Consider the following 22,348-nt stretch of genomic DNA (forward strand, 5'->3'; position numbering starts at 1 on the left):
AATAACTAATTACTAAACTCTCTTTTTAATACTTGTAATCTATTAGCAACAGAAGCATTGTATTGCTTGTCGCCTATTCTTAAAATAAACCCTCCAATGATGGAAGCATCTATCGTATTTTCAATTGTGATTTTCTTATCTGATAGCGTAGCGATTTTGGCTAAAACTTTAGCTTCTAAAGCTGCGTCCATTGCAATAGCTGTAGTTACTTTGGCTACTTCAATTCCGTTCATCTCATCAGACAATTTATTGTATTCCAAAGCAATTGCTTCTAGGATTTCAAATCGTTTGTTTTCAAACAACAAATGAAACAATCCTTGAGTTACTGCATTTACTCCTGAAAAAACTTCCAACAACGCTTTTTCTTTTACCTCAACTGAAGTAGTCGGGCTTTGAATGAAAGTGTTTAACTCTTCGTTTGCGTTGATTGTAGAAGCAATCAATTTCATATCGTTATTCACAACATCTGCCACCCCTTTTGAATTAGAGATGTCTAAGATTGCTTTTGCATAACGAATTGCTGCTCTTGTACCTGCCATAATTAGTTCAGTTTTACGTCACCTAACATTTTCTCCACTAATTTAGTTTGAGATTCTTTGTTAGACAATTCGTCTTTCAATACTTTTTCTGCAATACTTAATGACAAGGTAGCAACTTGTGCTTTCAAATCAGCCATAGCTGCATTCTTTTCGCTTTCGATAGCTGCTTTAGCTTGGTCAATCATTTTTTGACCTTGCTCTTGTGCTTCACTTTTAGCGTCAGCTACCATTTTCTCTTTCATTTCACGAGCGTCTTTTAACATGGCGTCGCGTTCAGCTCTTGCTTCTTGAAGAATACGTTGGTTATCTGCTTGTAAATTTTGCATTTCGTTACGTGCGTTTTCAGCTGATTCCAAAGCATTTTTAATACCTTGTTCTCTTTCGTTAACCGCATCTAAAATAGGCTTCCAAGCGAATTTTTTTAATAAGAATATTAATCCGACAAAAATGACTACTTGCCAAATAAATAAACCAAACGAAAAATCATTAATTAACTTCTCCATTATATGTAATTATAAAATTGTAAACTTTTTTTTAATTGCTTGTAGCAATTGAATCTGTTTTAATTTTTAAAAACAATAGTTACAACCAACCGTTGTAACTACTGTTTTGTGTTTTAATTAAGCAGCGAATAACGCAGCGAAACCAATACCTTCAATAAGTGCAGCTGCAATAAGCATAGCTGTTTGGATTTTTCCTGAAGCTTCTGGTTGACGAGCAATAGCGTCCATTGCTGAACCACCAATTTTACCAATACCTAAACCTGCTCCGATAACAATTAATCCTGCTCCTACAATAGTTGGAATTTGCATAATATATATATTAAAAATTAAACATTCTTATTTATGGTTTAACTAGGTTAGTTGTTTATGAGGTTAAACTATTAAACAATCAACCATTAAACTTAATTAGTGATGCGCCTCCTCGTGGTGGTGCTCTTCATTTCCTGCACCAAAATACAAAGCAGACAACATCGTGAAAATATACGCTTGTAAAAACGCTACTAATATTTCAAGGATAGAAAGTGCAAATGCCAATCCAAATGACAAGGTGCTTCCAATCCAGCTTTTAAAAATAAACATCAAACCAATAATACTCATTAATACAACGTGTCCTGCCAATATATTAGCATACAAACGAATCATTAATGAAAATGGTTTAATAACTGTCCCCAACAATTCAATTGGTGCCAAAATAAATTTCATTGGTGTAGGCACTCCTGGCATCCAGAAAATGTGTCCCCAATAATTTTTGTTAGCAGAAAAAGTAGTAATCAAATACGTCATTAATGCTAAAGAAGCAGTGATTGCGATATTTCCAGTTACGTTAAATCCTAGTGGTGTTAATCCTAAAATATTCAAGAAAAACACAAAGAAAAAGATCGTAAGCAAGTAGCTCATGTATTTTTTATATGCTTTTTCTCCAATGTTTGGAATCGCAATTTCGTCTCTTACGTATAAAACTAAAGGCTCAAAGAAACGACCTGCTCCAGATGCAATTCCGCCATTTTTAGCGTATGATTTTGCTAATCCTCTAAATAATACAAACATTAAAATAGACACGAATAAAATTCCAACTACACTTTTAGTAATAGATAAATCCAATGGTTTAACATTCGTTGGGTGACCGTGTTCTTCAGTTAGTTTTCCTGAAGCATCTGTTTTGTATATTTTTTCGTGGTGTAATTTATAGAAGTTCCCGTTATGCTCTGCAACATCAGCTACTGGGCCATGATGAAATTCGCCAGAAGAAAAAACTTGCAAACCGTTATCCCAAAGAATAATTGGCAAAGAAAAACCATTGTGTTCTCCTGTTTCTTTATCTGCATTAAAATAAAAAGAATGTGAATCTAATAAGTGATGATTAATAAACTCTTTTATTTCAGATTTAACATCTGTGCTTGCTGTTGGAGTTGCCTCTTTTTCTTCAGTTGAGTTAGCAAAACCTGCCAAAGGAAGCATTGCGACTAAAGCTATAAATAGGAATTGAAGTGGTTTGTTTGAAATCACCATAACAGTTAAATATCTTAGTTTATTTAGGTTTCTAAAATTTAGGTGCAAAGGTACATTTTTTATTAATATTCAAAAGAATATAAAAATTTATTTTTAGGGATATTTAAAATCGTTTTTTAAAATTCCTTCTTTTCATTCAATAAATTAATAGTTATTGCGGTTTCTATTGCTAAAAAAAGAATAAAAATCACAAAAAAATTAATTTTTTCTATTGAAGCGGTCGGACTTTCCAATTGTAAAATTGGACGAACTGCAAAAAAACAGGCAATCATTTTAATTGAGGTTATCGATAGAAAAATAAGCCCAACGGTGTCAAAGTTTTTTTGCTTAATTTTTTGTAAAACAAAAACAATTAAAGCGGATGCTAATGCAAAACAGCAATACTCTAATTCAAGCGAGTAATAGAACGTGGAAGGCTTGACGCTTATAAAATGTAGTACTTGTAAATGAACAAGATAAAACAAAACTGTTAACGGGATTAAAACCAAGAATAGTGTTTTATTTACAAGCTTCATTAGGGTCTGGTCTTATTGTTTGTTAACTTGATTTACTAATCTAATGGTGTTGTACATGGCCAGAAAAACGCCTATAATCAAAAGAACTTTATGATAATATACCCAATCATTAGGGTAGTTGTTGTCCAGCCATTCTCCTAAAAAAGAAAATAGAAAAATAGTGATTCCCATTTGAGCAGGAATAGTAATTAAAACTAACCACTTGTTTTTTTTAGTCGGAAACTTATTCTCCATTTGGGTGAGTAGTTGTTTTTGTTGTCATGGTACAAGTAGCCGAAAAATCAGCGCCAGGTTCAACCGCTAATTTACCAACGGTAACTTCGCCATAAATGGCCGCTGTTGCTTTAACATTGAGTAGTTCTTCTACTTGGATTTTCCCGCTAAATCGACCCTCAATATCGGCACTTTTACATACAATATCTCCCACAACTATTCCGGCAGGACCAATAACAATTTTACCTTCTGTTTGGAAATTTCCGGTTAATTCTCCGTCTAGTCTAAAGTCGGCAACCGAATAAATATTGCCTTTAATTCTTGTTCCTTCTACAATTCGGTTGGTTTTCCCTAAAAGGTCGGTGTAGGATTTGGTTTTTTTGTCAAACATAATTTACTGCTTTTTTGAGGCTAAATAGCTTTCTAGGTTTTTTTTAATTTGAACCACTTTATAATTATCACTCGAAATAATAATTGCGTCTTGGCTAATTGTATATTGCTTGTTCGTTTTCATATACTTTATAACATCCGCTGCATAAGCCTCGGATTTTATGTTGTGAATTACTACAAAGTTTTCTTTGTCAGTATAAACATCATAGGAATACGATCGTTTTTCTATTTTTTCTTCGGCGATGAATTTTTTAATTTTATCTTCAATTTCAATAGTAATTGGATCTGTTCTTAAACCCGCTTTAAATAGTATTTTCCAACTTTTAGCATTCGTGGTAAACTCCATTTTTTCCAATACGGGAATCTGATCGTTAACAATCTCTTTGGCTTGTCTTCCTTCGTCAGTGTTGGGATATTGAGCTGCAATTGCTTCTAGTGTTTTTTTATACGCTTCAATTCCAAATAATTTAGCTTCTGTATTGGCTCGTAACAATTCCAATTTCGGCTCAATTTCATCTCCTGAAAACTGAATAATTGCCGTATTTATTTTTTCTAAAACCGACACAAACTGCCCTTCTTTAAATTCTTGATACAACTGACTGTACGTTTTTTCAGGAGTGTCTAACTTTAAACCATCCGTGTCAGAATTGTTTATAATTTGCGCATACCGCGAAGAAGGAAACTGAGCAACAATTTGACTTTTCATCTCCGATGCTTTATCTAAGTCTGTAATTAAATAGATTTTATAGAGGTTGTACATTGTTGGTAAAACTAGTTTTTCCTCCGGATTTTGTTTTAAAACGCTTTCTAGTTTGGCTGTTGCCAAAGCATATTCTTTAAATTTCTCTTTATAAATAAGTCCCAACTGCAAGTAGGCAAAATTTCGTTCTTGATTAATGCTGTCCAGTTCTCTTTTTTCAGTAGGCAATTGAGCTAAATAATACTTTATTTCAAATTTGTCGGTTGGTTGAGGCGCTTTTGCTGTGGTGGATCCCTCAATTAATTCGCTTTCGCTGGATGGCGAAATTAAAATCTCTTTAGTATTGGCACTCATTCTCCAATAGCCTTTAGCGCTTCTGCTGCCCCAATTCTTTTTAAATTCTAACTGACCGTAGGAAACTGTGGTGGGGTTGTAAAAATAGAAGGTGTTTGTTGAAGTTGCTTGCGATTTTGAAGTAATCAAAGGACTCGAAGAAGGCGATTTTAAAAGCCCTTTTTGATTGCCCATTGGAGCAGAACCTGCATTTTCTATGCTAGCCATAGCTTCTTGTTGCCTCTTCGCCATTAATTGTTTCTTCTCTTCCGCTTTTTTGAGTTTTTCTATGTGATTACCAAAAAACGTTATGCGTTCCAAATCAGAAAAAGCTACGACTTTTAAAATACTATCGTTTTGTTGAGCAAGTGCGTCATACTTAATTACGTCGTCTAAATTTTTTCTGGTTTTTTCAATTTGGAGAAACTCTCTAGTATTCTTTTCTAATTTCACCAATGTACTATCATAGTATTTTGCCGCCAAAGGAAAATCAGCGCTTTTGAAATACATATTGCCTAGATTTCTATAATTAGAAGCGGCTAAATAGCTGTTGTCTTTTGCTTTTTTCAAAGAGAGATTGTAGTTTTTTAATGCTAATTCTGCAGTATTACTTTTTTCGTAATACAATCCGATTTGGTGGTAAATCAGGTCTAGAAAAGGTCGGTTTTCTCGGTTTTCCAAAAGTTTAGCAAACATTTTTTCTATTTGTTCTTTGTTGCCCTTTTGAAAATCAAACAACTGCGCTTTTTTAGCGTAGGCTTGAATCACATAATCTCTATCGGCTTTTCGATGCATATCAATTACGGATTGGTAACAAAGAAGTGCACTGTCTCTTTTACCTAATTCTTCATATAGCTGTCCTAAAATAAATCGATATCGTGCTTTTTGAGTGTTACGGTTGGTTAGCCCTTGTGCTATTTTTAATTTGGAAACCGCACTGTCTTTTTCTTCTAAATTCAAGAAGGCTTCTGCTAAAACAGCATTAGCATCAGCGACATATTGATTTTTTAATTTAAAATCCTTCAACAATTTCGAAAGATTTTTAATTACTAAAGCGTCATTTCCTAGACGCATATTGGTTTTTTCGCGCCAAATTTTAGCTTCATAAATTTTATCGCTACCGGGATATTTATAAAGAATGTAATTAAATGCGTCCAAAGCGGGGATAAAGCGCTGCTCATAATACCTCGCCTTTCCTAACATAAGATAAGCTTCGTCTGTTTGGCTATTTCTTTCTTTTCCGCCAATATTCATAGAATGTTTTTGAATCCCTTTTGTGGCTTTTTTTTCAGCCAAATCAAAATTAGCATTCCTAGTAGTGTCAAAAGTTGAGCCGTCAGACAACTCCATTTTTTCCACGGGTAATCGTTTCCAGAAATTGTTTTTGCTTTTCTCGTTAATTCCAACCAATCCTTTATCATAGCCGATTCCACCATTATACAACACATTATACTTAGTCGTTAATGCATGATAATTCCTGGAAATGAAAGTGTCTTTTTTAGTAGAACAAGCCACTAAAAAAAGAATGGTGAAAAAAATAAAAAAAGGATATGATTTGTTAATTTTCAATTGGAACCGGTTTATAACTTTAACTTCTATACTACTGATTTAGTATACAGAAAGGTAAAATTACGTTTCTTTTTGAAATATGGAAACTTAAACCGCAAAAAAGGCCTCAAGCTCTTGAAGCGTTTCTGCTGATGTTACAATGTCTTTTACTACTTCGCCTTTATTTAATGCCACAATTCTATCGCACACTTCCACCGTATGTTGCAAGTCGTGACTCGAAACCAAAATCGTCACTTGCGGATTTTCGCTTAGTTCTTTGATGATTTTTTTCAAACGATTGACTGTAGTAGGATCTAAATTAGCAAACGGCTCATCTAAAACTACCACTTCCGGATTACCAATTAGAGTAGCAATAATGCCGACTTTCTTTTGATTCCCTTTGGATAAATCGCGCAAATACTTTTTATTGTTCAAAATTTCACCATTGAAAAACTCTTCGTGTTTTGCTAATAACGCATCTACATCGGCTTTGTTTTGACCGCGTAAATCACCAATGAAATAAAAATATTCTTCGGGAGTTAAGTAGCCAATTAAGAAACTTTCGTCTAAGAAAGAGGCGGTAAAGGATTTCCAATTTTCGCTAGTATGTACCGGAATTTCATTATTGATGATTTCGCCAGTTGTAGGTTGGATTAAATCCAAAAGCAAGCTAAAAAAAGTGGTTTTCCCTGCGCCATTATTGCCTACTAGTCCAAAACTTTGTCCTTTTGGAATGCTTAAATTATCGATTTGTAAAACGGTAGTCCCGTTGTATTTTTTTGAAAGTTGATTGACTTGGATCATAGTGAATTAAGGTTATGAGGTTAAAGTTTATGGGGTTAGAAAATGTATATTGCTGCTAACCGGAAACTGAATGTTAATTGTTTTGTTTGTAGGCTTGAATGGTTTTGTATTTCTCTACTTTATAGACTTTTTCAATTTGTGAAAAAACCCGATCGCGTATTGCAAAACCAATTAATCCCGCTCCTGCCACAAGAGCTAAACCTGTATTGGGCCCTTCCATGTATTTGCCTAATGCATACAGCAAAACGGGTAAGACAATCTTTGGTAAAGAAATTAATGTCGTGTGTAAATTAAACGCTTTTTTATCCCCAAAAGCCCCTTTACTCGAAGTTAGATCAATTGGGGTTTTGGTGTAAGCGCCAGCGTACAAAACTAAATGTGAATTGATGCCAATATTATAAATAGCACCCGCCAAAATAATCAAATAGATCTCCCAACCGAGGTAGATATAAAAGGAAGATATTACGGTAGAAATTACTGTTGCAATCACAATTAACCACCATTTTGAAGTCAAATAGTTCTTATATGAAATGTTTTGGGTCATCATTAATGGGTAGTATTGACTGTCCCAACTTGGCACAAACTGACCAAAAGTGAACAAAAAGCCACCTGTGACAAAAATGCCTGCAAAAATTTGCATGAATTGTGGCTGAGAAGGGTTATTAAAAAAAATAAAACCGTAAAACAAAAACAAAATGCTCATTCCTACCGTGGTTTTGGAGCGCTTGTTTCTTTTAATTAATTTGATGTCGTTTTTCAAAAATGTGCCTAAGGTTCCAAACTGATTCAGCCAAGTAAAATTTTCTGTTTTTGCAATCGCTGATTTAGTGGCTAGACCTGCATCGAGATACAATTGCTTTTTAAAGAAATCATAAGTGATTTTATATAATCCTATAAGCACTAAAAGTGGAACTAAAAATAATCCCGGACTGTGAAATAGTCCTTCAAAAAAGGGTGCCGAATAATCTGTAATGTTGAAATAGCCGTAATGTTGTAATCCGCCTAAAACAACTACAATTGCTAGTAAAATTCCAAACAAATTGTCTTTGTTGCTAAATAATACATTGATGAAATTGTTAATGTACACTATCGAAAACATCGCTAAATGCCAAGAAATAACACTCTCTATTGGATGGTTTTCTATGAACAACACTACGGAGAAAGGAAGAAAGAAAAAAGCGTGCATCCAATTAAAATAAGACAAAGCCGTTTTTCCAAGAGAAAAATGAACAATCGTACTTTTTTTAATAGGCAAAATTAACATGGGGCGAATGTTCATTACGGGGATTTTTTGCCATAAAAAACGCAGCGTTAAATCGAAGAGAAAATAGTAAATCAAGAAGGTATTGATTTGAACTAAAGGATCTAAATGATTTTCTTTTAGACCATAATACAACCCAATACCCATCGAAAGCAAAGCGAAAGAATACAATAACGCTACAATGGCCATTAAAATCTTGATGGCGAGATTAGTTCCAAAAGAAGCGGAACGGGAAAACGATTTCCATTCCAGCGAGAGAAAATGTAGAATAAACTTCATTAGGTGTAGATTTGGTGAATAAGTAGTTAAAAATAATAAAAAGTTACCAATTAATTTGCAAATTCATATTCGGGATAGGTTTGTTTCAGATATTCTTCGGCTTTTTTTGGAATAGTAATAATTACAATATAAATAATTAAATAAATTGAAACCGTGAAAAAACTGAGGAGAAATAGAATCACATCTGTTGGAATGTGCGTTTTAAATATAATTGGATCGAGAAAATTAAAAAATTGAATTGGTAAAAAAACCAAAGAAATTCCGCTACCATAGTTAAAAATCATCTTCTCAAACAGCCATGTTCTTCCTGTTTTTTGTTGGTGCTGTTTCCTTTTTCTATTTTTTATAATCGCAACTGGAAGAATCCCAATCAACAATAGCAACATTGAAGCTGGAAAGAAATACTCCCAATATTCAATTCGTAAATACAAGAACAACCCTAATACCAAAGAAGCAGTTAGTATAATTTTAGGGATTGTAAAAAATTCTTTAAAATGTTTTAAAACCAAACGATTGTATTTTTTACCTAAAGCGATTTGGCGTTTTTCTACTACATCCATAAAACCAAAAACACCGAATTTTTTAAACTCTTTGTTCAACACTTCCTCAAAATAAAATTGCGGATTTTGTTCCAATTCAGCCTCAATAGCATGAGCTAAATGATCTACTAATTCAGTTTGTAAATCATAATATTCCACATAATGTTGACGGGTAAATGTGTATAATCGGTCGATTTGTGAGGGGTTGAGTTTCATGATTAGTTTAGTCTGTATTGGTTTTTAATGTTGGAAACAACTTTATTAGTTAAATGTATTCCTGTGATACAAAATAAAAATAGCACAACCCAAAGACAGATAAGTGGTATAATTAAGCTTGGATTTTCATTAACTTCGTCTTTAAGGAATATTCCTAAGTTTCCTAACAAAGGGCCTCCTGATGCTAAACCAAAGGAAATATCTACCGCTAAAAAACGTTCTCCATTAATTTTTCGGTTTTTAAACCAGCTGTAAAATATTGGTATTGTAAGTAAATATAATGATGCGAAAAGTCCCGTTATATATTTAGATGGATTATCGAAATAAAAAGAACCTTGATAAATTAAAATCCCTAATAAAACACTACCTATGATTTTTGGGAATTTTAAAAACTCTGCAACCATTTTTCGCATTTGTCTATTGAATTCTTTTTGCAAAATCATTTTCCTTTCTTTTTCAACTTCCTTAAAATAATTTCTGCCAAAACTTTGCTCAGCTCTATGTTTCACTTGATGAAATGACAGTTCAGGATGCTCGTTCCAAATGTTTTCCATAATCGAAACAAAATGATCTGTCAACTCCACTTGAAGTTCATACCATTTAATGTCGAAGGATTGGATATAATTGAAAACGTGTTCTATTTGTGAGGGGCTAAGTTTCATGAGCTATTGAATTGAAAATATTCTTTGAAATTGTATGTGCTTCATTCCCATAAAAATGATCGAAAGTAAAAACACATAAAAACAACCTATTGTTGCTACAAATAAATTTTGGTTGGTTAAATCATGAGGGATACTTGGATTAATTATAAATGATAAGAAAATAATCAGAAGCGAAAAACGTCTGTCAAACAAATGCTTATACGTAGAAGTGGCTTTAGATTTTAAATTCCATAATTTGATTATAAGTGCTACGGCCGCAGTTGTACAAAAGGCGTAAAACATTATATCTTTCATCAGACGAATAAATTCTAATTTTTCTTGTATATTTTCTACCAACTGAAAACTAATAATTAATAGTATTGACGTTACTACTGATATAATAACTTCTCTTTGTAACTGTTTTTTTAATTTACTATGAACTAGTTTAGGATAAGTCGATTTAATTGAAAAAAAGTCTCTTGTCAATTTGAACTCATCACTCCAATTGTCAAAAACCTGATTGTATGCATCTGGAAAAGTTTTTTTGGTAGTTTTCATTTCATATTCAATTTGTGACGCAATATGATCTAAAACTTCCATTTTCAAATCGTCAAACTTCACTCCTTTTTTAATTAAAGTTTGATTGATGCATTCTATTTGTGAGGGGCTAAGTTTCATTTTTTTTACGATTTAAATGGCTAATTTTGGGTTCACTAAAGTCTGCATGTTGCGGATAAAATCTTCCAATTCCGCCAATCGATTAACGGTTTCAGTGGTTCCTTTTTCCGTTAGTTTATAATATTTTCGCAAGCGATTGTCTACTTTTTCTATTTCTACATCGAGCAATCCTTCGGCCTCCAGTTTGTGCAAGGCAGGATATAAAGCGCCTTCGGTAATAGTGAGTTCCCCTAGCGTAATCGCTTTTACTTTCTGCGTAATTTCGTATCCGTACATCTTACCGTTTTCCTCTAGGAGCTTCATGATAATCGTGTTCAGACTTCCTTTATACAATTGGGAATTTTTCATTTTTCTTGCTATTTAAATACCTTCTAATACTTTCAATGGAAAAACAAATATACATAAGAAACTTATACATAATACTTTTAGGTATGTTTTTTTATCTTTTGTTTTAAAATCAAACTAAAAAATAATCCATTTAAATCCTTTAATCCGAGGCTAAAAGATTGCTTCGTCGTTTCTCCTCGCAATGACATGAAGCACAACATAATTAAAATTACCTTTTGAAATTGATTTTTGAAATTGAAATTGAAATTGCCATTGCAAACCTGATCTTTATCATTTTCTAAAACCCCTATGGTTTACTATATTTGTCAAAAATTACAACTATGTCTTCCTTTTTAAAATTAATCATTAAAGAAGTAAAACGCGAAACCAAAGACGCTGTTTCAATTCTTTTTTCAGTTCCTGAAGAATTACAATCCAACTATACTTTCATTGCTGGTCAATACATTAATTTGCGATTGACTTTGGACAACCAAGAAATTCGTCGTGCCTATTCGATTTGTTCTGCTCCGGATAGTGGCGAATTGCGCATTGCAGTTAAAGCCGTTCGAAACGGACTTTTTTCACAGTTTGCCAATACCAAACTTAAAGCAGGTGATGTTCTTGAAGTGGGACAACCAGAAGGAAAATTCACCTTTGAACCACAAGCGGATCGCCAGCGTAATTATGCCGCTTTTGTGGCAGGTAGCGGAATCACACCAGCAATTTCTATCTTGAAATCGGTTTTAAAAAGCGAGCCAAAAAGCAGCTTTGTATTGGTATACGGAAACAAATCACCAGAAGAAACAATTTTCCACCAAGAATTACACGATTTACAATCGCAATATGTAGGTCGCTTGTTTGTTCAGTATGTGTATAGCCAATCCAAAGCAGATGGAGCTTTGTCTGGACGAATTGACAAAACAACTGTGAATTATATCTTGAGAGAAAAACACGCCAGTTTGGATTTTGACAAATTCTATTTGTGTGGCCCTGAAGAAATGATAAACGCCGTTTCTGATGCTTTAAAAGAAAAGAATATTAAAGAATCCAATATCAAATTTGAATTGTTTTCAACTTCTGCCAAAGAACATACTATCGAACAATCGTTAGAAGGACATGCGCAAATTACGGTAATGGTGGACGATGAAGAAACGACTTTCGAAATGTCAGCCAAACAAACCATTCTGGATGCTGCTTTAAAACAAGGTATTGATGCTCCTTATTCTTGTCAAGGCGGAATTTGCAGCAGCTGTTTGGCACGCGTTACCGAAGGAACAGCCGAAATGACTAAAAATTCCATCCTAACAGAAAAAGATGTAGCGGACGGATTGATCTTGACTTGTCAAGCGCATCCTACTTCGAATACGATTCGTGTGGATTTTGATGATGTTTAATTATTGTCGCGAACCTTTGCCGCTAAGACACAAAGGCGCTAGGTTTATAATTGATTTATATAATAAACGAGAAGTGATTGCTTCTCGTTTTTTGTTTTATACCTACAACTTCTAAAAAGAACTTGCAGGATAAATCCGTTTTCTTTTGTCAAGCTGAACTTGTTTCAGCTTCTAACTTCTTGGATGATTTCTAGATTCCGCCCCGAGCTTGCGAACTGACGAAGTAAATAAATTCGGAATGACAAAGCAATCGATAGTTCTTTTTTGTCAAGCTGAACTTGTTTAACTTCGTTAAATTTTCGATTTCAGCTTCTATTTCCCTGACTTGATTCTATTGTAGTGTTTGCACAACATTTGACAATTATCTGCAGCTGTTTTTCCGCCTTCGTGCCAAGGGGTTATGTGGTCAGCTTCCATTTCATTTAGTTCAAATTTTTCTAGACATTTTACGCAAATTCCTTTTTGGCGCTCAAAAGCTTCTCGTTTTTGTTTTTCGGAAAAAGCACGAATACTTAAATGTCTTTCTTTTCGGTTTAAAACAAAATAATAAATCCCTTTTTTATTGGACACATCTTCGTCTAACATCAAATCAGTAATTTCTTCTTCTAGGGCTTTAGCGTCCCATTTGTCGTTTTTGAATTCGTTGTATAAAGTTCCCCATTCAATGCCTTTCATCTCTTTGCGGTATTTTGGAAACGTGACTTTGACCCAATTTATTACCGATTGAAAATATAACCACAATTCATTGGCATTGGGTTCAAACTGATTTTTAGACATATATTCCTTAATCTTTCCTTCCGAAATCCAGTCAATTGCTTTTTCTAAATATTCTTGGCGATTTGCCGAGCCATTTAAGTATTCATCGCCTATTTTTGGACGCGAATTTTTGGAAAAATAGCGTTTCGCATCCGACACCCATGAACCGGAATAGACTGCGTTGCGTAATTCTTGTTCTGTCAATACTTTTCCGGCAATGTTGATGGTTTCAAACCAATCTAATTTCTCGCTATCGGTTCCTGAACAGAAATACACCATTAATTTGTACTCCAAAATTTGTTCTTGCTTGTCTTTGGGTAAATTATGAAACGCCAAACCATCAATAGAATAATCGCCATTGACATATTGGCAAATAGAAATGGTGCGTTGTTGCCCATCAATTACTTCCAACTCTTGAGCTGAGCTTGTTGAACTATCTCGTACTGCCCAATACATAACATTCAATGGAAAGTTCTTTTGCAAGGTATTAATTACCGCATTGCGTTCTTTTACATCATATACAAATTCTCGTTGGTAAGGCGGACGAATATCAAGTTTACCTCCATAACCTACCACACCATCATCGTTATTGTCTTTGTAACCATTGGTTAATTCTCTTACGGTAATTTCTTTGAGTTCTATGTTCATAGTTTTTTGTTTTTGATAATTATTCGAGAATATGGAACCTCAACTATACCATTCTTCATCATATAGAGATCTCCATCAACCGCACCTCTTTTTTGAACTTCTTTTCTGAATTTTTTGTGCTCCGGTTTATATTTTTGAACTCCAATTTCTAATCCTAAGTTGGCAATACCTAATCCAATTATATCAAATTGATCTGGGTTGTATTTATCCATAAAAGTTAAAGGAACACCTATTAAACCATCATAATCAAAGGGAATGTCTTTAGTTTTATCTACATTAATTGCATTGAAATTCTCATAAACAGAATATTCTTTTGGAGTGTGTTTTTTATGTAAAATCAGGTCTTCGTGTCTTTTATCTATATCCAAATTGGTAAACCAATGAACCCCAGAAACTCGTATCATACCTTCTTTATGGTCTCCCGCAGAAGCATAATCTTCATATTGAGTATTGATAAAATGTCCTGCACCACCTTTAAAACCATAGCCTAACCAAAGTTTATTTTCCTTAATTAATTTAAATATATCTCTATATCCAATGGCATTTTGATGGCCTACGATGATAAACTTTTTATCGTATTCTATCAATTGGGCTACATATTCCCGAAACAAAGAAAAAGGTGGATTGGTGACCACAATATCGGCTTGTTTCAAAAGTTCAATACTTTCAGCACTTCTAAAATCGCCATCACCTTTCAAAGGTTTTACGCCTATTTCATTGGCGTCTGGCACACTATTCCCATTCTTGTCGCCTGTATAAACGAGATACACAGCCTGTTCTGATTCATTGGTACTAAATAAATCAGCATCTTGGTTTTTATAACAAGTAGCTATCAATTTTTTGAGTCCTAAATGCTCAAAATTATAAGAGAAATAATGAAAAAAATTGCTGACTCTGGGGTCGTCGCAATTGCAATAAACTACTTTGTCTTTAAAATGGTCTTTGTAGTGCCGTAACTCGTTTTCAATATCCGAAAGTTGGGTATAAAACTCGTCTTTTTTATTGTTTTTGGCTTTGTGAAGATTGGTGTTGGAAGATTGCTTTGCCATAGTTTAGTTTAAAAGCGAAGCTTGCTCTTAAACTAATAAGCATAAAAAAGGTGTGGTTGCCGTCCGTTAAAATGCTTATTCGTAACTCAGGCTCTGGTAAGACCGTAACAGAAATAAGCACGAACGGTCCACACCAGACTGGTGTGAACCTCCGCGACTTATTCTCCTGTTGTATTTGAAATTTACCAGATTTCGAGTTACGAGAATAAGAGCTAAAAGCTCAACGATATGTTTAAAAATTTATGTTTCTATTTTTTTACTTTTTGTTTTTATGTGTTACAAATATAGGGCTATTTTGGGTTTGTTCAGTTTCAAAACCACTTCTTTTACCCTGTTTTGATCTTCTTTAGAAAGAAATACAGGAAGCAAAATCGCTATTTCAATAGCTAATAATCGATGCATAATTATCAAATCTTTTAAGGTAAACGGCTTAATACCATTCATTAATTCTGACATGTGCGTCTTACTCTTATGCCCAAGAATTGAAGCTAAGTTTTCTTGGGTAAGTTCGGCCGCTTTGAGCTTAGATTTAATAATTTTTTTTCGGGTTTCTATAAACAGTCTCTCTTGTTCTGCAAGACATTCTTGTTTTTCGCTCTCGGCTAATTTTTTAGCGTCTATTGCATTAGCATCGTTCCAATTGACATTTTCGAATTGGACAATCAAGTCGCGCAATTGTGTTCTTAATTTTTTAAAATGAAGACTTTCCTTTGCTAAAAGACGCAATTTCTTATCAGCAACAAGGGCTCTTTCATAATCCAGTCCATTAGTAATTGTACCATTTTGGACTATTTTTTCTATGTCAAAATGTGTTTTCATTAGTCTATGTATCCTTTTTTTCGCAACCATTTCTCAATGGTAACTTTATTGTTTTTAAATGTGATCTCATATTCTTGATGCGTTCCCGCCCAAACAATAGTTGCTTCGCCCTCTTCATCCATTTCTATTAAGATCAATGTCCTATGAACATGAATATTAAAAAAATAAAAACCATCATTGTGAACGCAATCTGCATCAGGTCTAAGGTCACGAAGCGGGACCTCAATGGGATTAAATTGCTCTAAATCAGCAACTAATTGATCGATCGCTTTGCACAATTTTTGATTGCCGCTATTTTTAACTTTTACTTTTACAATAATTTTCTTTCCAATAATTCTCATTGCAAACGGTTTACAAATATAAATAAGTTGCGCTTATATCCGAACTTTTTCTAAAATAATTTAAAAATATTCCATTGGAAGTGCTAATTTGCAATCGAAATGTGTTTAGAGAATTTCTTCCTATAAAAATAGGAAAATTAAGAAGGTTTGAAGCTTTCATTTGGGTTCAGATTTGGGTTGAACAAATATAACTATTTATTAGAATACAAATCTGTGAAATTGGGGTAATTCGTGTTTACCTCTTCAGAATTTCGGCTATTCGGGCAACGACCTGTTCTGGTAAAATCGTACGCATGGCATTTTCATAACCCGCTACTTTTTTATTCCCATACACCGAAGTTGGCAATTGAGGATATTGTTTTCTATCGGACACCAAGGCGTTGTCTAGTGTTTGATTGAACGGTAAAAAACCCGCATACGGATGGGTGGCGCCCCAAAGTGTCACCACAGGCACACCTAACATAGCCCCTATATGTCCGTTGCCAGAATCCATAGACAACATCACGTCTAAGTTGCTTATTAAATTCAACTCGTCTTGAAATGAAATTTTTCCCGCCATATTGATGACATTCTTTTTATCGCCTGCTAAGTTTTGAAGTTGTTCTTTTTCGTTTTGGCCTCCACCAAAGAGAAAAATAGTTTGGTTTTCGTTGGCTGCCAAAGCATCAATTACTTCCTGCATTAAATCCAGCGGATAGACTTTAGAATCGTATTGGGCAAAAGGTGCAATGCCTATTGTGTTTTTTGATTGGGCAACAATTGCTGCTATTTCAGGTTGGGAAATTTTGGCTTTTGGAGGAAATTTCGGCTGAGCCAAATCGATTGGAAAACCTAAACTTTCAAACACGAATTGGTGTCTTTCAAACATCGTAGTCAAAGGCTGAAAAATTTTATTTTCAGCTCGTGTTAAAGCCTTTTTCTCAGCACGACCTTTGTCTACAAAAGCGATTTTTTTGCCGCTTAAAGCAAATAAACTGCGCACTACTTTGGAACGCAATACATTGTGTAAATCAGCAAAAGCATCGATTTTAAATTCTTTTAAATCTTGGAACAGGCGCCACAAACCCAAAATCCCTTTATGACGTTCTTTTTCGTCAAAAGCAAAGAAATGTAGATTCGGAATATCCTTGAAAAAGGGTTGGAAAAACGGCCTTGAAATTACAGTGATTTTCAGCTCGGGATATTGGTTTACCAGCGCCCGTAAAACAGGAACCGTCATGGCGACATCTCCCATTGCGGAAAGTCTCATGACGGCTATATGTTGGATTTTGTGTGACAAATTATTGTCTGGAGTTTACTTTTTGTTTTGGTACAACACCGGATTCAAATCATCGTCGTTGTACATCTTCATTTGTTTGTACACTTTCATGAATTTGTTTCCGTTTTCAATGTCGGTCAACAAATCGTCAATAGCAGTAGATAAATCGGTTCTTTGTTCCAATAAAACGTTTAGCTTTTCTTGGCACTTATCTTTGTGTTCTTGCGAAGCATTTGGACGACTTACCTCCTCTTGCATGTGGTAAATTTTCAAAGCCAAAATTGACAATCGGTCAAAAGCCCAAGCGGGACTTTCTGAGTTGATTTTAGCCTCTGGTTTAGCATTAACATGACTGTATTTTTGCAAAAAGTAGCTGTCAATATATTCTACCATATCGGTACGTTCTTGATTAGATGCATCAATTCGTCTTTTCAACGTTAAAGCCGCAACCGGGTCAATATTCGGGTCGCGAATAATATCTTCAAAATGCCATTGTACCGTATCGATCCAATTTTTTAAATACAATAAATGTTCGAATTGTTCCTTTGGAAAAGGATTGTTAATCGGTTGATCTACATTATCAAATTGATGATAATCTTGGATACTTTTTTCGAATACTGAATAGGCTAGTTTTGAAAACATCTCTTATAAAATTGAAAGACAAAGATACTTTTTTATACATTTATAGTGTGGAAAAAGGATTAAAGTTTTATCCCAATAGCTAAATTTCTAACTATGCAAATTCATCATCTTTCGGATAATAATAGTGTTTTAAATCATTTCTTGGGTCAAATTCGCGATGTGAAAATTCACAACGACAGCCTCCGTTTTAGAAAAAACATGGAGCGCATTGGCGAAATCATGGCCTATGAAATGAGTAAAAAATTCGAGTATAAAGCGGCGGATATTCCAACACCTTTAGGAACAAAGGCGACGCAGTATATTAAAAATCCATTGGTGATTTGCTCTATTCTGCGCGCAGGTTTAACGCTGCACAATGGTTTTTTAAATTATTTTGATGCTGCTGAAAACGGATTTATTTCGGCTTACCGCCACCACCCCAACAACGACGATTTTTTTGAAATTATAGTGCAATACCAAGCGGTTGCAGATATTAACAACAAAACAGTTATTGTTGTAGATCCTATGTTGGCCACAGGACAATCCATTGTAGCGGTCTACAAACAATTGATGGAAAGAGGAGCTCCTGCCGAAATTCATATCGCAGTGGTGATTGCCGCTCCTGAAGGAATTGCGCATTTGAAAGCCGAATTACCCGACACTTGCCATCTTTGGATTGCCGCCACAGACGACCACCTCAACGAGCATAGTTATATTGTTCCGGGATTGGGCGATGCGGGAGATTTGGCTTATGGCCCAAAATTATAATTGGCTCACAAACGAATACAAACTACACAAAAGCACTAATCCAAACGCTATTTCTTGCTTGAATCTCGTTTGAGAATGCTCTAGATGCGCAGTTGCTAAAATGGCTAAAGGCGCAATTGTCAATGCTAAAAAATCACTGCTTTTATTTGCTGATAGAACAAAAACAATAGCTCCTATAAAAAAGGAGGCAACTACCTTTTTATAGGAAGTTTGAGTCATTGAAGGTCGATGTGATAAACTAATGAACATTAAAAACACAAAAAACAAAGCTACTGACACGTAGATAGAAAAGGCAATATTTTCGCTAGTGTTTTTAAAATAATCAATCGCAAAATTAGTTTGACTTGCATTTTCAAGATATTGAAGTGTATTAATGTCAAAAATAGAAGTGAAAAAGGCAAACAATATTCCAACAGCCAACAAGGCGATAAAAGGCAAAACCCAGTTGGTATAATCTCTAGAAACCAATAAAATAATTGAAATAAACACTAAAATCAAGAACAAAATCGACCAAAAATGAAATAATGAGGCTAAAATAATCCATAAAGAAGCATCAAATATTTTTTCTTTAGACGCTTTCATCGACTGCAGCGAAATCAATCGACGCAAGGCTAACAAAACAAAAAAATTAGCGAAAAGAATACTTAAGTTGGAAAGAATTGTTGGAAAGAACAACAAGAGCAACAAGAAAAAAATCGCGGTATAACCGCTATCTTTGGTCAATCCGTTGCGTTTTCCAATAAAGCTGGTCAAGAAAACAGACGCCAACACTAACAGAAAAGTAAATCCTTTTTTTAGTAGTAAAACACCCGAAGACATCCAAGAAGTCTCCTGAATTTGGTAGATAAAAAAGAAAAACAACACTAAAAATACGATTAAAGCGTAATTTAATGGTGTAGATTTTTTAAAAACACTTGCAATCATAAGGATATTTTATACTTTTGTGTCTGTAAATATACTACTTGTTTAAAACAAGTTCAAAAAAGATTCTTTTTAATAAATAGCTTTCTTTTTTTAAGTACTTACTCAAACACTAAATAACACTATAATTTTATATTATTATGAAATCATTTTTCGAAGGAATTCAATTCTTATTTGTAGATGTATTATTTGCTCCTCTTGATTTTTTAAGATCTTTAGAGCTTTCTTCATGGACTGCTGCTAATGCAATCAACTGGATCTTTATGATTATTTGTGCTGCTGCAATCGTATATTGGATCAAACAATTACAAATTTTTGACGAAGCAGGTACTGAAAATCAAGACACTACTGCACATTCATTCTTGAAATAATTAAGAAATATTGGAAACTACTTTAAGTCGTTTCCAATATCTTTTCTAAAATACATCTTATCAAATTGAAGCTTAGCGATATTTTGGTAAGATTTTTTTATGGCCTCTTCGAAGTTATCGCCATACGAAGTAACGGTCAACACGCGCCCTCCGTTAGATAACACTTGATTGTTTTCTAATTTCGTCCCTGCGTGAAAAACAATCGAATCCGTGATGTTTTCTATTCCTGTAATTACTTTTCCTTTTTCAAATTCTTCTGGATAACCGCCCGAAACCACCATTATCGTTGTAGCACTTCTTTCATCCACTTCCAACGCAATTTGGTCTAGTTTTTCATTGGCTACCGCCAAAAACAATTCCACTAAATCGGTTTTTAATCTTGGAATTACAACTTCCGTTTCTGGATCACCCATTCGCACGTTGTATTCAATTACGATCGGTTCGCCTTTTACGTTAATCAATCCAATAAAAACAAATCCTTTGTAGGGAATTCCGTCTTTTTGAAATCCATCAATTGTTGGTTTTACGATGCGTGTTTCGATTTTTTCCATCAAAACAGCATCAACATAAGGCACTGGAGAAACGGCTCCCATACCGCCCGTATTCAAGCCGGTATCTCCTTCGCCAATGCGTTTGTAATCTTTGGCTGTTGGTAAAATTTTATAACTCTTTCCGTCAGTTAAAACGAAACAACTCAATTCAATTCCGTCCAAAAATTCTTCGATCACCACTTTAGCGCTCGCGCTTCCAAATTTTTGGTGTACCAACATATTGCGTAATTCTTCTTTGGCTTCCGCCAAATCTTGAATAATCAATACTCCTTTTCCGGCAGCCAATCCGTCTGCTTTCAATACATACGGCGGTTGTAGTGTTTCTAAAAATTGGCATCCTTGTTCAACGGTTTCAGCCGTAAAACTATCATAAGCCGCTGTTGGAATGTTGTGTCTGAATAAGAATTCTTTAGCAAATTCTTTACTTCCTTCTAATTGTGCGCCAACAGTCGATGGGCCAATTACAGGAATATTTCTTAAATCGGCATCGTTCAAGAAGAAATCGTAAATCCCTTTTACCAATGGGTCTTCTGGACCAACGACAACCATTTCCACTTTTTCTTTTAATACAAAGTCTTTAATAGCTGGGAAATCAGTTGGGTTGATATTGATATTATTGGCTATTGCTGCGGTTCCCGCGTTTCCTGGTGCAACAAAAAGGGTGTCGCAAAGCGGACTCTGAATCATTTTCCATGCAAACGCATGCTCTCTTCCGCCTGAACCCAATAGTAAAATAGTCATGTTGTAGTTGTTTAGTTACTTGTCCGCCTTTCGGAGGATGGTGCAAAAATAATGGCTTTTGAACGGAAATAATAATTAATTTTTAAAAATTATTTTAATTCAAAAGCCAATAAAATAGTTATTTAATATAATTCGAAAAATCTTTGTGTTCCTCTTTCGAGAGTTCTTCTGGAGATAAGGATTTGAAATAGTCGTACGTAATTTTCATTCCCTCGGCACGGCCTACTTTGGCTTCCCATCCTAACAATTCTTTAGCTTTGCTAATGTCCGGTTGGCGCTGCAATGGATCGTTTATGGGTAACGGATGATAGACTACTTTTTGATTCGTGCCTGTTAATTTAATGATTTCTTCGGCAAAATCTTTGATGGTGATTTCGTCTGGATTCCCAATATTCACTGGATACACATAATCCGAATGTAGCAACCTAAAAATTCCTTCCACCTGATCGTCTACATAACAGAACGAACGTGTTTGCATTCCGTCGCCAAAAATGGTTAAATCCTCGCCCCGAATGGCTTGCCCAATAAAAGCTGGGATTACTCGTCCGTCGTTAAGGCGCATTCTTGGTCCGTACGTATTGAAAATTCGAACAATACGGGTCTCTACACCATGAAACGTATGGTACGCCATAGTAATCGATTCTTGGAAACGTTTGGCTTCGTCATACACTCCTCTTGGGCCTATTGTATTTACGTTGCCATAGTATTCTTCGGTTTGTGGATGTACCAAAGGATCGCCATAGACTTCTGAAGTCGAAGCAATTAAAATTCGTGCTTTTTTTACTCTCGCTAATCCTAATAAATTGTGTGTCCCTAACGAACCAACTTTTAGGGTTTGAATCGGTATTTTTAAATAATCTATTGGACTTGCTGGCGAAGCAAAATGTAAAATGTAATCTAACTTTCCTGGAACGTGAACAAATTTAGTGATATCATGGTGGTAAAATTCAAAGTTTTCGAGCTTAAATAAATGCTCAATGTTTTTCAAATCGCCCGTAATCAAATTGTCCATCCCTATAACAAAATAGCCTTCTTTTATAAATCGGTCACAAAGATGCGATCCTAAAAATCCCGCTGCTCCTGTTATCAATATTCGTTTCATAATTGGTATTTGA

The 22,348-nt window shown here is 34.6% G+C and carries 25 protein-coding genes; 3 read left to right on the forward strand and 22 right to left on the reverse strand.

Features of this window, described 5'->3' with window-relative positions:
* Window positions 1-5: 5 nt before the first annotated feature.
* From atpH to LPC20_RS02820, 13 genes are all read right to left on the reverse strand, one after another.
* Window positions 6-539, reverse strand: coding sequence for an ATP synthase F1 subunit delta (gene atpH, locus LPC20_RS02760; protein WP_229326273.1), 534 nt, complete (start codon window positions 537-539; stop codon window positions 6-8).
* Window positions 540-541: 2 nt separating this feature from the next.
* Window positions 542-1,042: a F0F1 ATP synthase subunit B gene (locus LPC20_RS02765; RefSeq protein ID WP_229326275.1), complete on the reverse strand. Its 501-nt coding sequence runs from the start codon at window positions 1,040-1,042 to the stop codon at window positions 542-544.
* Between the two features lie 117 nt (window positions 1,043-1,159).
* Window positions 1,160-1,351 carry an ATP synthase F0 subunit C gene (atpE, locus tag LPC20_RS02770; protein ID WP_008255642.1) on the reverse strand — a complete coding sequence of 64 codons (192 nt, stop codon included), beginning with the start codon at window positions 1,349-1,351 and terminating at the stop codon, window positions 1,160-1,162.
* 96 nt (window positions 1,352-1,447) lie between these two features.
* On the reverse strand, window positions 1,448-2,551 hold the full coding sequence (gene atpB, locus LPC20_RS02775; protein WP_229326277.1) for a F0F1 ATP synthase subunit A: 1,104 nt from the start codon (window positions 2,549-2,551) through the stop codon (window positions 1,448-1,450).
* Between the two features lie 527 nt (window positions 2,552-3,078).
* Window positions 3,079-3,300, reverse strand: a complete 222-nt coding sequence (locus LPC20_RS02780; RefSeq protein WP_229326280.1) for an AtpZ/AtpI family protein — start codon at window positions 3,298-3,300, stop codon at window positions 3,079-3,081.
* On the reverse strand, window positions 3,290-3,670 hold the full coding sequence (locus LPC20_RS02785; RefSeq protein ID WP_229326281.1) for a bactofilin family protein: 381 nt from the start codon (window positions 3,668-3,670) through the stop codon (window positions 3,290-3,292). Before LPC20_RS02785 ends, LPC20_RS02780 begins: the two co-directional genes overlap by 11 nt.
* 3 nt (window positions 3,671-3,673) lie before the next feature.
* The gene (porW, locus tag LPC20_RS02790) at window positions 3,674-6,271 is read right to left on the reverse strand and encodes a type IX secretion system periplasmic lipoprotein PorW/SprE (RefSeq protein ID WP_229326283.1); all 2,598 of its coding nucleotides are present in this window, start codon (window positions 6,269-6,271) and stop codon (window positions 3,674-3,676) included.
* Window positions 6,272-6,358: 87 nt separating this feature from the next.
* Window positions 6,359-7,054 carry an ABC transporter ATP-binding protein gene (locus tag LPC20_RS02795; protein ID WP_229326285.1) on the reverse strand — a complete coding sequence of 232 codons (696 nt, stop codon included), beginning with the start codon at window positions 7,052-7,054 and terminating at the stop codon, window positions 6,359-6,361.
* Between the two features lie 73 nt (window positions 7,055-7,127).
* Complete coding sequence (locus LPC20_RS02800) at window positions 7,128-8,594, reverse strand: DUF5687 family protein (protein WP_229326287.1); 1,467 nt, start codon at window positions 8,592-8,594, stop codon at window positions 7,128-7,130.
* Window positions 8,595-8,644: 50 nt separating this feature from the next.
* Window positions 8,645-9,349: a hypothetical protein gene (locus LPC20_RS02805; RefSeq protein WP_229326289.1), complete on the reverse strand. Its 705-nt coding sequence runs from the start codon at window positions 9,347-9,349 to the stop codon at window positions 8,645-8,647.
* A 2-nt stretch (window positions 9,350-9,351) separates the two neighbouring features.
* Window positions 9,352-10,011: a hypothetical protein gene (locus tag LPC20_RS02810; protein WP_229326292.1), complete on the reverse strand. Its 660-nt coding sequence runs from the start codon at window positions 10,009-10,011 to the stop codon at window positions 9,352-9,354.
* A 3-nt stretch (window positions 10,012-10,014) separates the two neighbouring features.
* Complete coding sequence (locus tag LPC20_RS02815; protein ID WP_229326294.1) at window positions 10,015-10,668, reverse strand: hypothetical protein; 654 nt, start codon at window positions 10,666-10,668, stop codon at window positions 10,015-10,017.
* 12 nt (window positions 10,669-10,680) lie between these two features.
* Window positions 10,681-11,016 (reverse strand): PadR family transcriptional regulator, encoded by a 336-nt coding sequence (locus tag LPC20_RS02820; RefSeq protein ID WP_229326296.1) that lies wholly within the window; start codon window positions 11,014-11,016, stop codon window positions 10,681-10,683.
* A gap of 320 nt (window positions 11,017-11,336) precedes the next feature.
* Here LPC20_RS02820 and LPC20_RS02825 point away from each other — a divergent pair, with 320 nt between their 5' ends.
* Entirely contained in the window at window positions 11,337-12,389 is a 1,053-nt protein-coding gene (locus LPC20_RS02825; protein ID WP_229326298.1) for a ferredoxin--NADP reductase, read from the forward strand.
* 312 nt (window positions 12,390-12,701) lie between these two features.
* On the opposite strand, the gene LPC20_RS02830 is transcribed toward LPC20_RS02825, so the two are convergent.
* From LPC20_RS02830 to LPC20_RS02855, 6 genes are all read right to left on the reverse strand, one after another.
* The gene (locus LPC20_RS02830; protein WP_229326300.1) at window positions 12,702-13,793 is read right to left on the reverse strand and encodes a GmrSD restriction endonuclease domain-containing protein; all 1,092 of its coding nucleotides are present in this window, start codon (window positions 13,791-13,793) and stop codon (window positions 12,702-12,704) included.
* Window positions 13,790-14,842: an adenine-specific methyltransferase EcoRI family protein gene (locus tag LPC20_RS02835; RefSeq protein ID WP_229326302.1), complete on the reverse strand. Its 1,053-nt coding sequence runs from the start codon at window positions 14,840-14,842 to the stop codon at window positions 13,790-13,792. The genes LPC20_RS02830 and LPC20_RS02835 overlap by 4 nt, the downstream gene beginning before the upstream one ends.
* Before the next feature lie 276 nt (window positions 14,843-15,118).
* A complete protein-coding gene (locus LPC20_RS02840) occupies window positions 15,119-15,661 on the reverse strand; it encodes a transcriptional regulator (protein ID WP_229326304.1) in 543 nt (180 codons plus the stop codon).
* Window positions 15,661-16,002 carry a type II toxin-antitoxin system HigB family toxin gene (locus LPC20_RS02845; RefSeq protein ID WP_229326306.1) on the reverse strand — a complete coding sequence of 114 codons (342 nt, stop codon included), beginning with the start codon at window positions 16,000-16,002 and terminating at the stop codon, window positions 15,661-15,663. Before LPC20_RS02845 ends, LPC20_RS02840 begins: the two co-directional genes overlap by 1 nt.
* A gap of 235 nt (window positions 16,003-16,237) precedes the next feature.
* Window positions 16,238-17,251: a glycosyltransferase family 9 protein gene (locus LPC20_RS02850; protein WP_229326308.1), complete on the reverse strand. Its 1,014-nt coding sequence runs from the start codon at window positions 17,249-17,251 to the stop codon at window positions 16,238-16,240.
* Window positions 17,252-17,296: 45 nt separating this feature from the next.
* On the reverse strand, window positions 17,297-17,902 hold the full coding sequence (locus tag LPC20_RS02855; RefSeq protein ID WP_229326310.1) for a DUF4254 domain-containing protein: 606 nt from the start codon (window positions 17,900-17,902) through the stop codon (window positions 17,297-17,299).
* Between the two features lie 93 nt (window positions 17,903-17,995).
* Here LPC20_RS02855 and upp point away from each other — a divergent pair, with 93 nt between their 5' ends.
* Window positions 17,996-18,649 carry a uracil phosphoribosyltransferase gene (upp, locus tag LPC20_RS02860; RefSeq protein WP_229326312.1) on the forward strand — a complete coding sequence of 218 codons (654 nt, stop codon included), beginning with the start codon at window positions 17,996-17,998 and terminating at the stop codon, window positions 18,647-18,649.
* Here the strand turns inward: upp and LPC20_RS02865 are convergent.
* Entirely contained in the window at window positions 18,644-19,573 is a 930-nt protein-coding gene (locus tag LPC20_RS02865) for a DUF6427 family protein (RefSeq protein ID WP_229326314.1), read from the reverse strand. The two genes, upp and LPC20_RS02865, sit on opposite strands and share 6 nt — an antisense overlap.
* A gap of 137 nt (window positions 19,574-19,710) precedes the next feature.
* On the opposite strand from LPC20_RS02865, the gene LPC20_RS02870 reads away from it, so the two are divergent.
* Window positions 19,711-19,941 carry a DUF6341 family protein gene (locus tag LPC20_RS02870; RefSeq protein WP_229326316.1) on the forward strand — a complete coding sequence of 77 codons (231 nt, stop codon included), beginning with the start codon at window positions 19,711-19,713 and terminating at the stop codon, window positions 19,939-19,941.
* Between the two features lie 17 nt (window positions 19,942-19,958).
* On the opposite strand, the gene purD is transcribed toward LPC20_RS02870, so the two are convergent.
* A complete protein-coding gene (gene purD / locus LPC20_RS02875) occupies window positions 19,959-21,233 on the reverse strand; it encodes a phosphoribosylamine--glycine ligase (RefSeq protein ID WP_229326318.1) in 1,275 nt (424 codons plus the stop codon).
* A 118-nt stretch (window positions 21,234-21,351) separates the two neighbouring features.
* Window positions 21,352-22,335, reverse strand: a complete 984-nt coding sequence (locus LPC20_RS02880; protein ID WP_229326320.1) for a UDP-glucuronic acid decarboxylase family protein — start codon at window positions 22,333-22,335, stop codon at window positions 21,352-21,354.
* Window positions 22,336-22,348: the final 13 nt, after the last annotated feature.

Origin of the sequence: Flavobacterium ammonificans, assembly GCF_020886115.1 — a bacterium.
GTDB lineage: Bacteria > Bacteroidota > Bacteroidia > Flavobacteriales > Flavobacteriaceae > Flavobacterium > Flavobacterium ammonificans.

Bases quoted from the DNA above. Each gene is read 5' to 3' on its own strand.
- atpH (WP_229326273.1), bottom strand. From the start codon at position 539: ATGGCAGGTACAAGAGCAGCAATTCGTTATGCAAAAGCAATCTTAGAC.
- LPC20_RS02765 (WP_229326275.1), bottom strand. From the start codon at position 1,042: ATGGAGAAGTTAATTAATGATTTTTCGTTTGGTTTATTTATTTGGCAA.
- atpE (WP_008255642.1), bottom strand. From the start codon at position 1,351: ATGCAAATTCCAACTATTGTAGGAGCAGGATTAATTGTTATCGGAGCA.
- atpB (WP_229326277.1), bottom strand. From the start codon at position 2,551: ATGGTGATTTCAAACAAACCACTTCAATTCCTATTTATAGCTTTAGTC.
- LPC20_RS02780 (WP_229326280.1), bottom strand. From the start codon at position 3,300: ATGGAGAATAAGTTTCCGACTAAAAAAAACAAGTGGTTAGTTTTAATT.
- LPC20_RS02785 (WP_229326281.1), bottom strand. From the start codon at position 3,670: ATGTTTGACAAAAAAACCAAATCCTACACCGACCTTTTAGGGAAAACC.
- LPC20_RS02795 (WP_229326285.1), bottom strand. From the start codon at position 7,054: ATGATCCAAGTCAATCAACTTTCAAAAAAATACAACGGGACTACCGTT.
- LPC20_RS02800 (WP_229326287.1), bottom strand. From the start codon at position 8,594: ATGAAGTTTATTCTACATTTTCTCTCGCTGGAATGGAAATCGTTTTCC.
- LPC20_RS02805 (WP_229326289.1), bottom strand. From the start codon at position 9,349: ATGAAACTCAACCCCTCACAAATCGACCGATTATACACATTTACCCGT.
- LPC20_RS02810 (WP_229326292.1), bottom strand. From the start codon at position 10,011: ATGAAACTTAGCCCCTCACAAATAGAACACGTTTTCAATTATATCCAA.
- LPC20_RS02815 (WP_229326294.1), bottom strand. From the start codon at position 10,668: ATGAAACTTAGCCCCTCACAAATAGAATGCATCAATCAAACTTTAATT.
- LPC20_RS02820 (WP_229326296.1), bottom strand. From the start codon at position 11,016: ATGAAAAATTCCCAATTGTATAAAGGAAGTCTGAACACGATTATCATG.
- LPC20_RS02825 (WP_229326298.1), top strand. From the start codon at position 11,337: ATGTCTTCCTTTTTAAAATTAATCATTAAAGAAGTAAAACGCGAAACC.
- LPC20_RS02830 (WP_229326300.1), bottom strand. From the start codon at position 13,793: ATGAACATAGAACTCAAAGAAATTACCGTAAGAGAATTAACCAATGGT.
- LPC20_RS02835 (WP_229326302.1), bottom strand. From the start codon at position 14,842: ATGGCAAAGCAATCTTCCAACACCAATCTTCACAAAGCCAAAAACAAT.
- LPC20_RS02840 (WP_229326304.1), bottom strand. From the start codon at position 15,661: ATGAAAACACATTTTGACATAGAAAAAATAGTCCAAAATGGTACAATT.
- LPC20_RS02845 (WP_229326306.1), bottom strand. From the start codon at position 16,002: ATGAGAATTATTGGAAAGAAAATTATTGTAAAAGTAAAAGTTAAAAAT.
- LPC20_RS02850 (WP_229326308.1), bottom strand. From the start codon at position 17,251: ATGAGACTTTCCGCAATGGGAGATGTCGCCATGACGGTTCCTGTTTTA.
- LPC20_RS02855 (WP_229326310.1), bottom strand. From the start codon at position 17,902: ATGTTTTCAAAACTAGCCTATTCAGTATTCGAAAAAAGTATCCAAGAT.
- upp (WP_229326312.1), top strand. From the start codon at position 17,996: ATGCAAATTCATCATCTTTCGGATAATAATAGTGTTTTAAATCATTTC.
- LPC20_RS02865 (WP_229326314.1), bottom strand. From the start codon at position 19,573: ATGATTGCAAGTGTTTTTAAAAAATCTACACCATTAAATTACGCTTTA.
- LPC20_RS02870 (WP_229326316.1), top strand. From the start codon at position 19,711: ATGAAATCATTTTTCGAAGGAATTCAATTCTTATTTGTAGATGTATTA.
- purD (WP_229326318.1), bottom strand. From the start codon at position 21,233: ATGACTATTTTACTATTGGGTTCAGGCGGAAGAGAGCATGCGTTTGCA.
- LPC20_RS02880 (WP_229326320.1), bottom strand. From the start codon at position 22,335: ATGAAACGAATATTGATAACAGGAGCAGCGGGATTTTTAGGATCGCAT.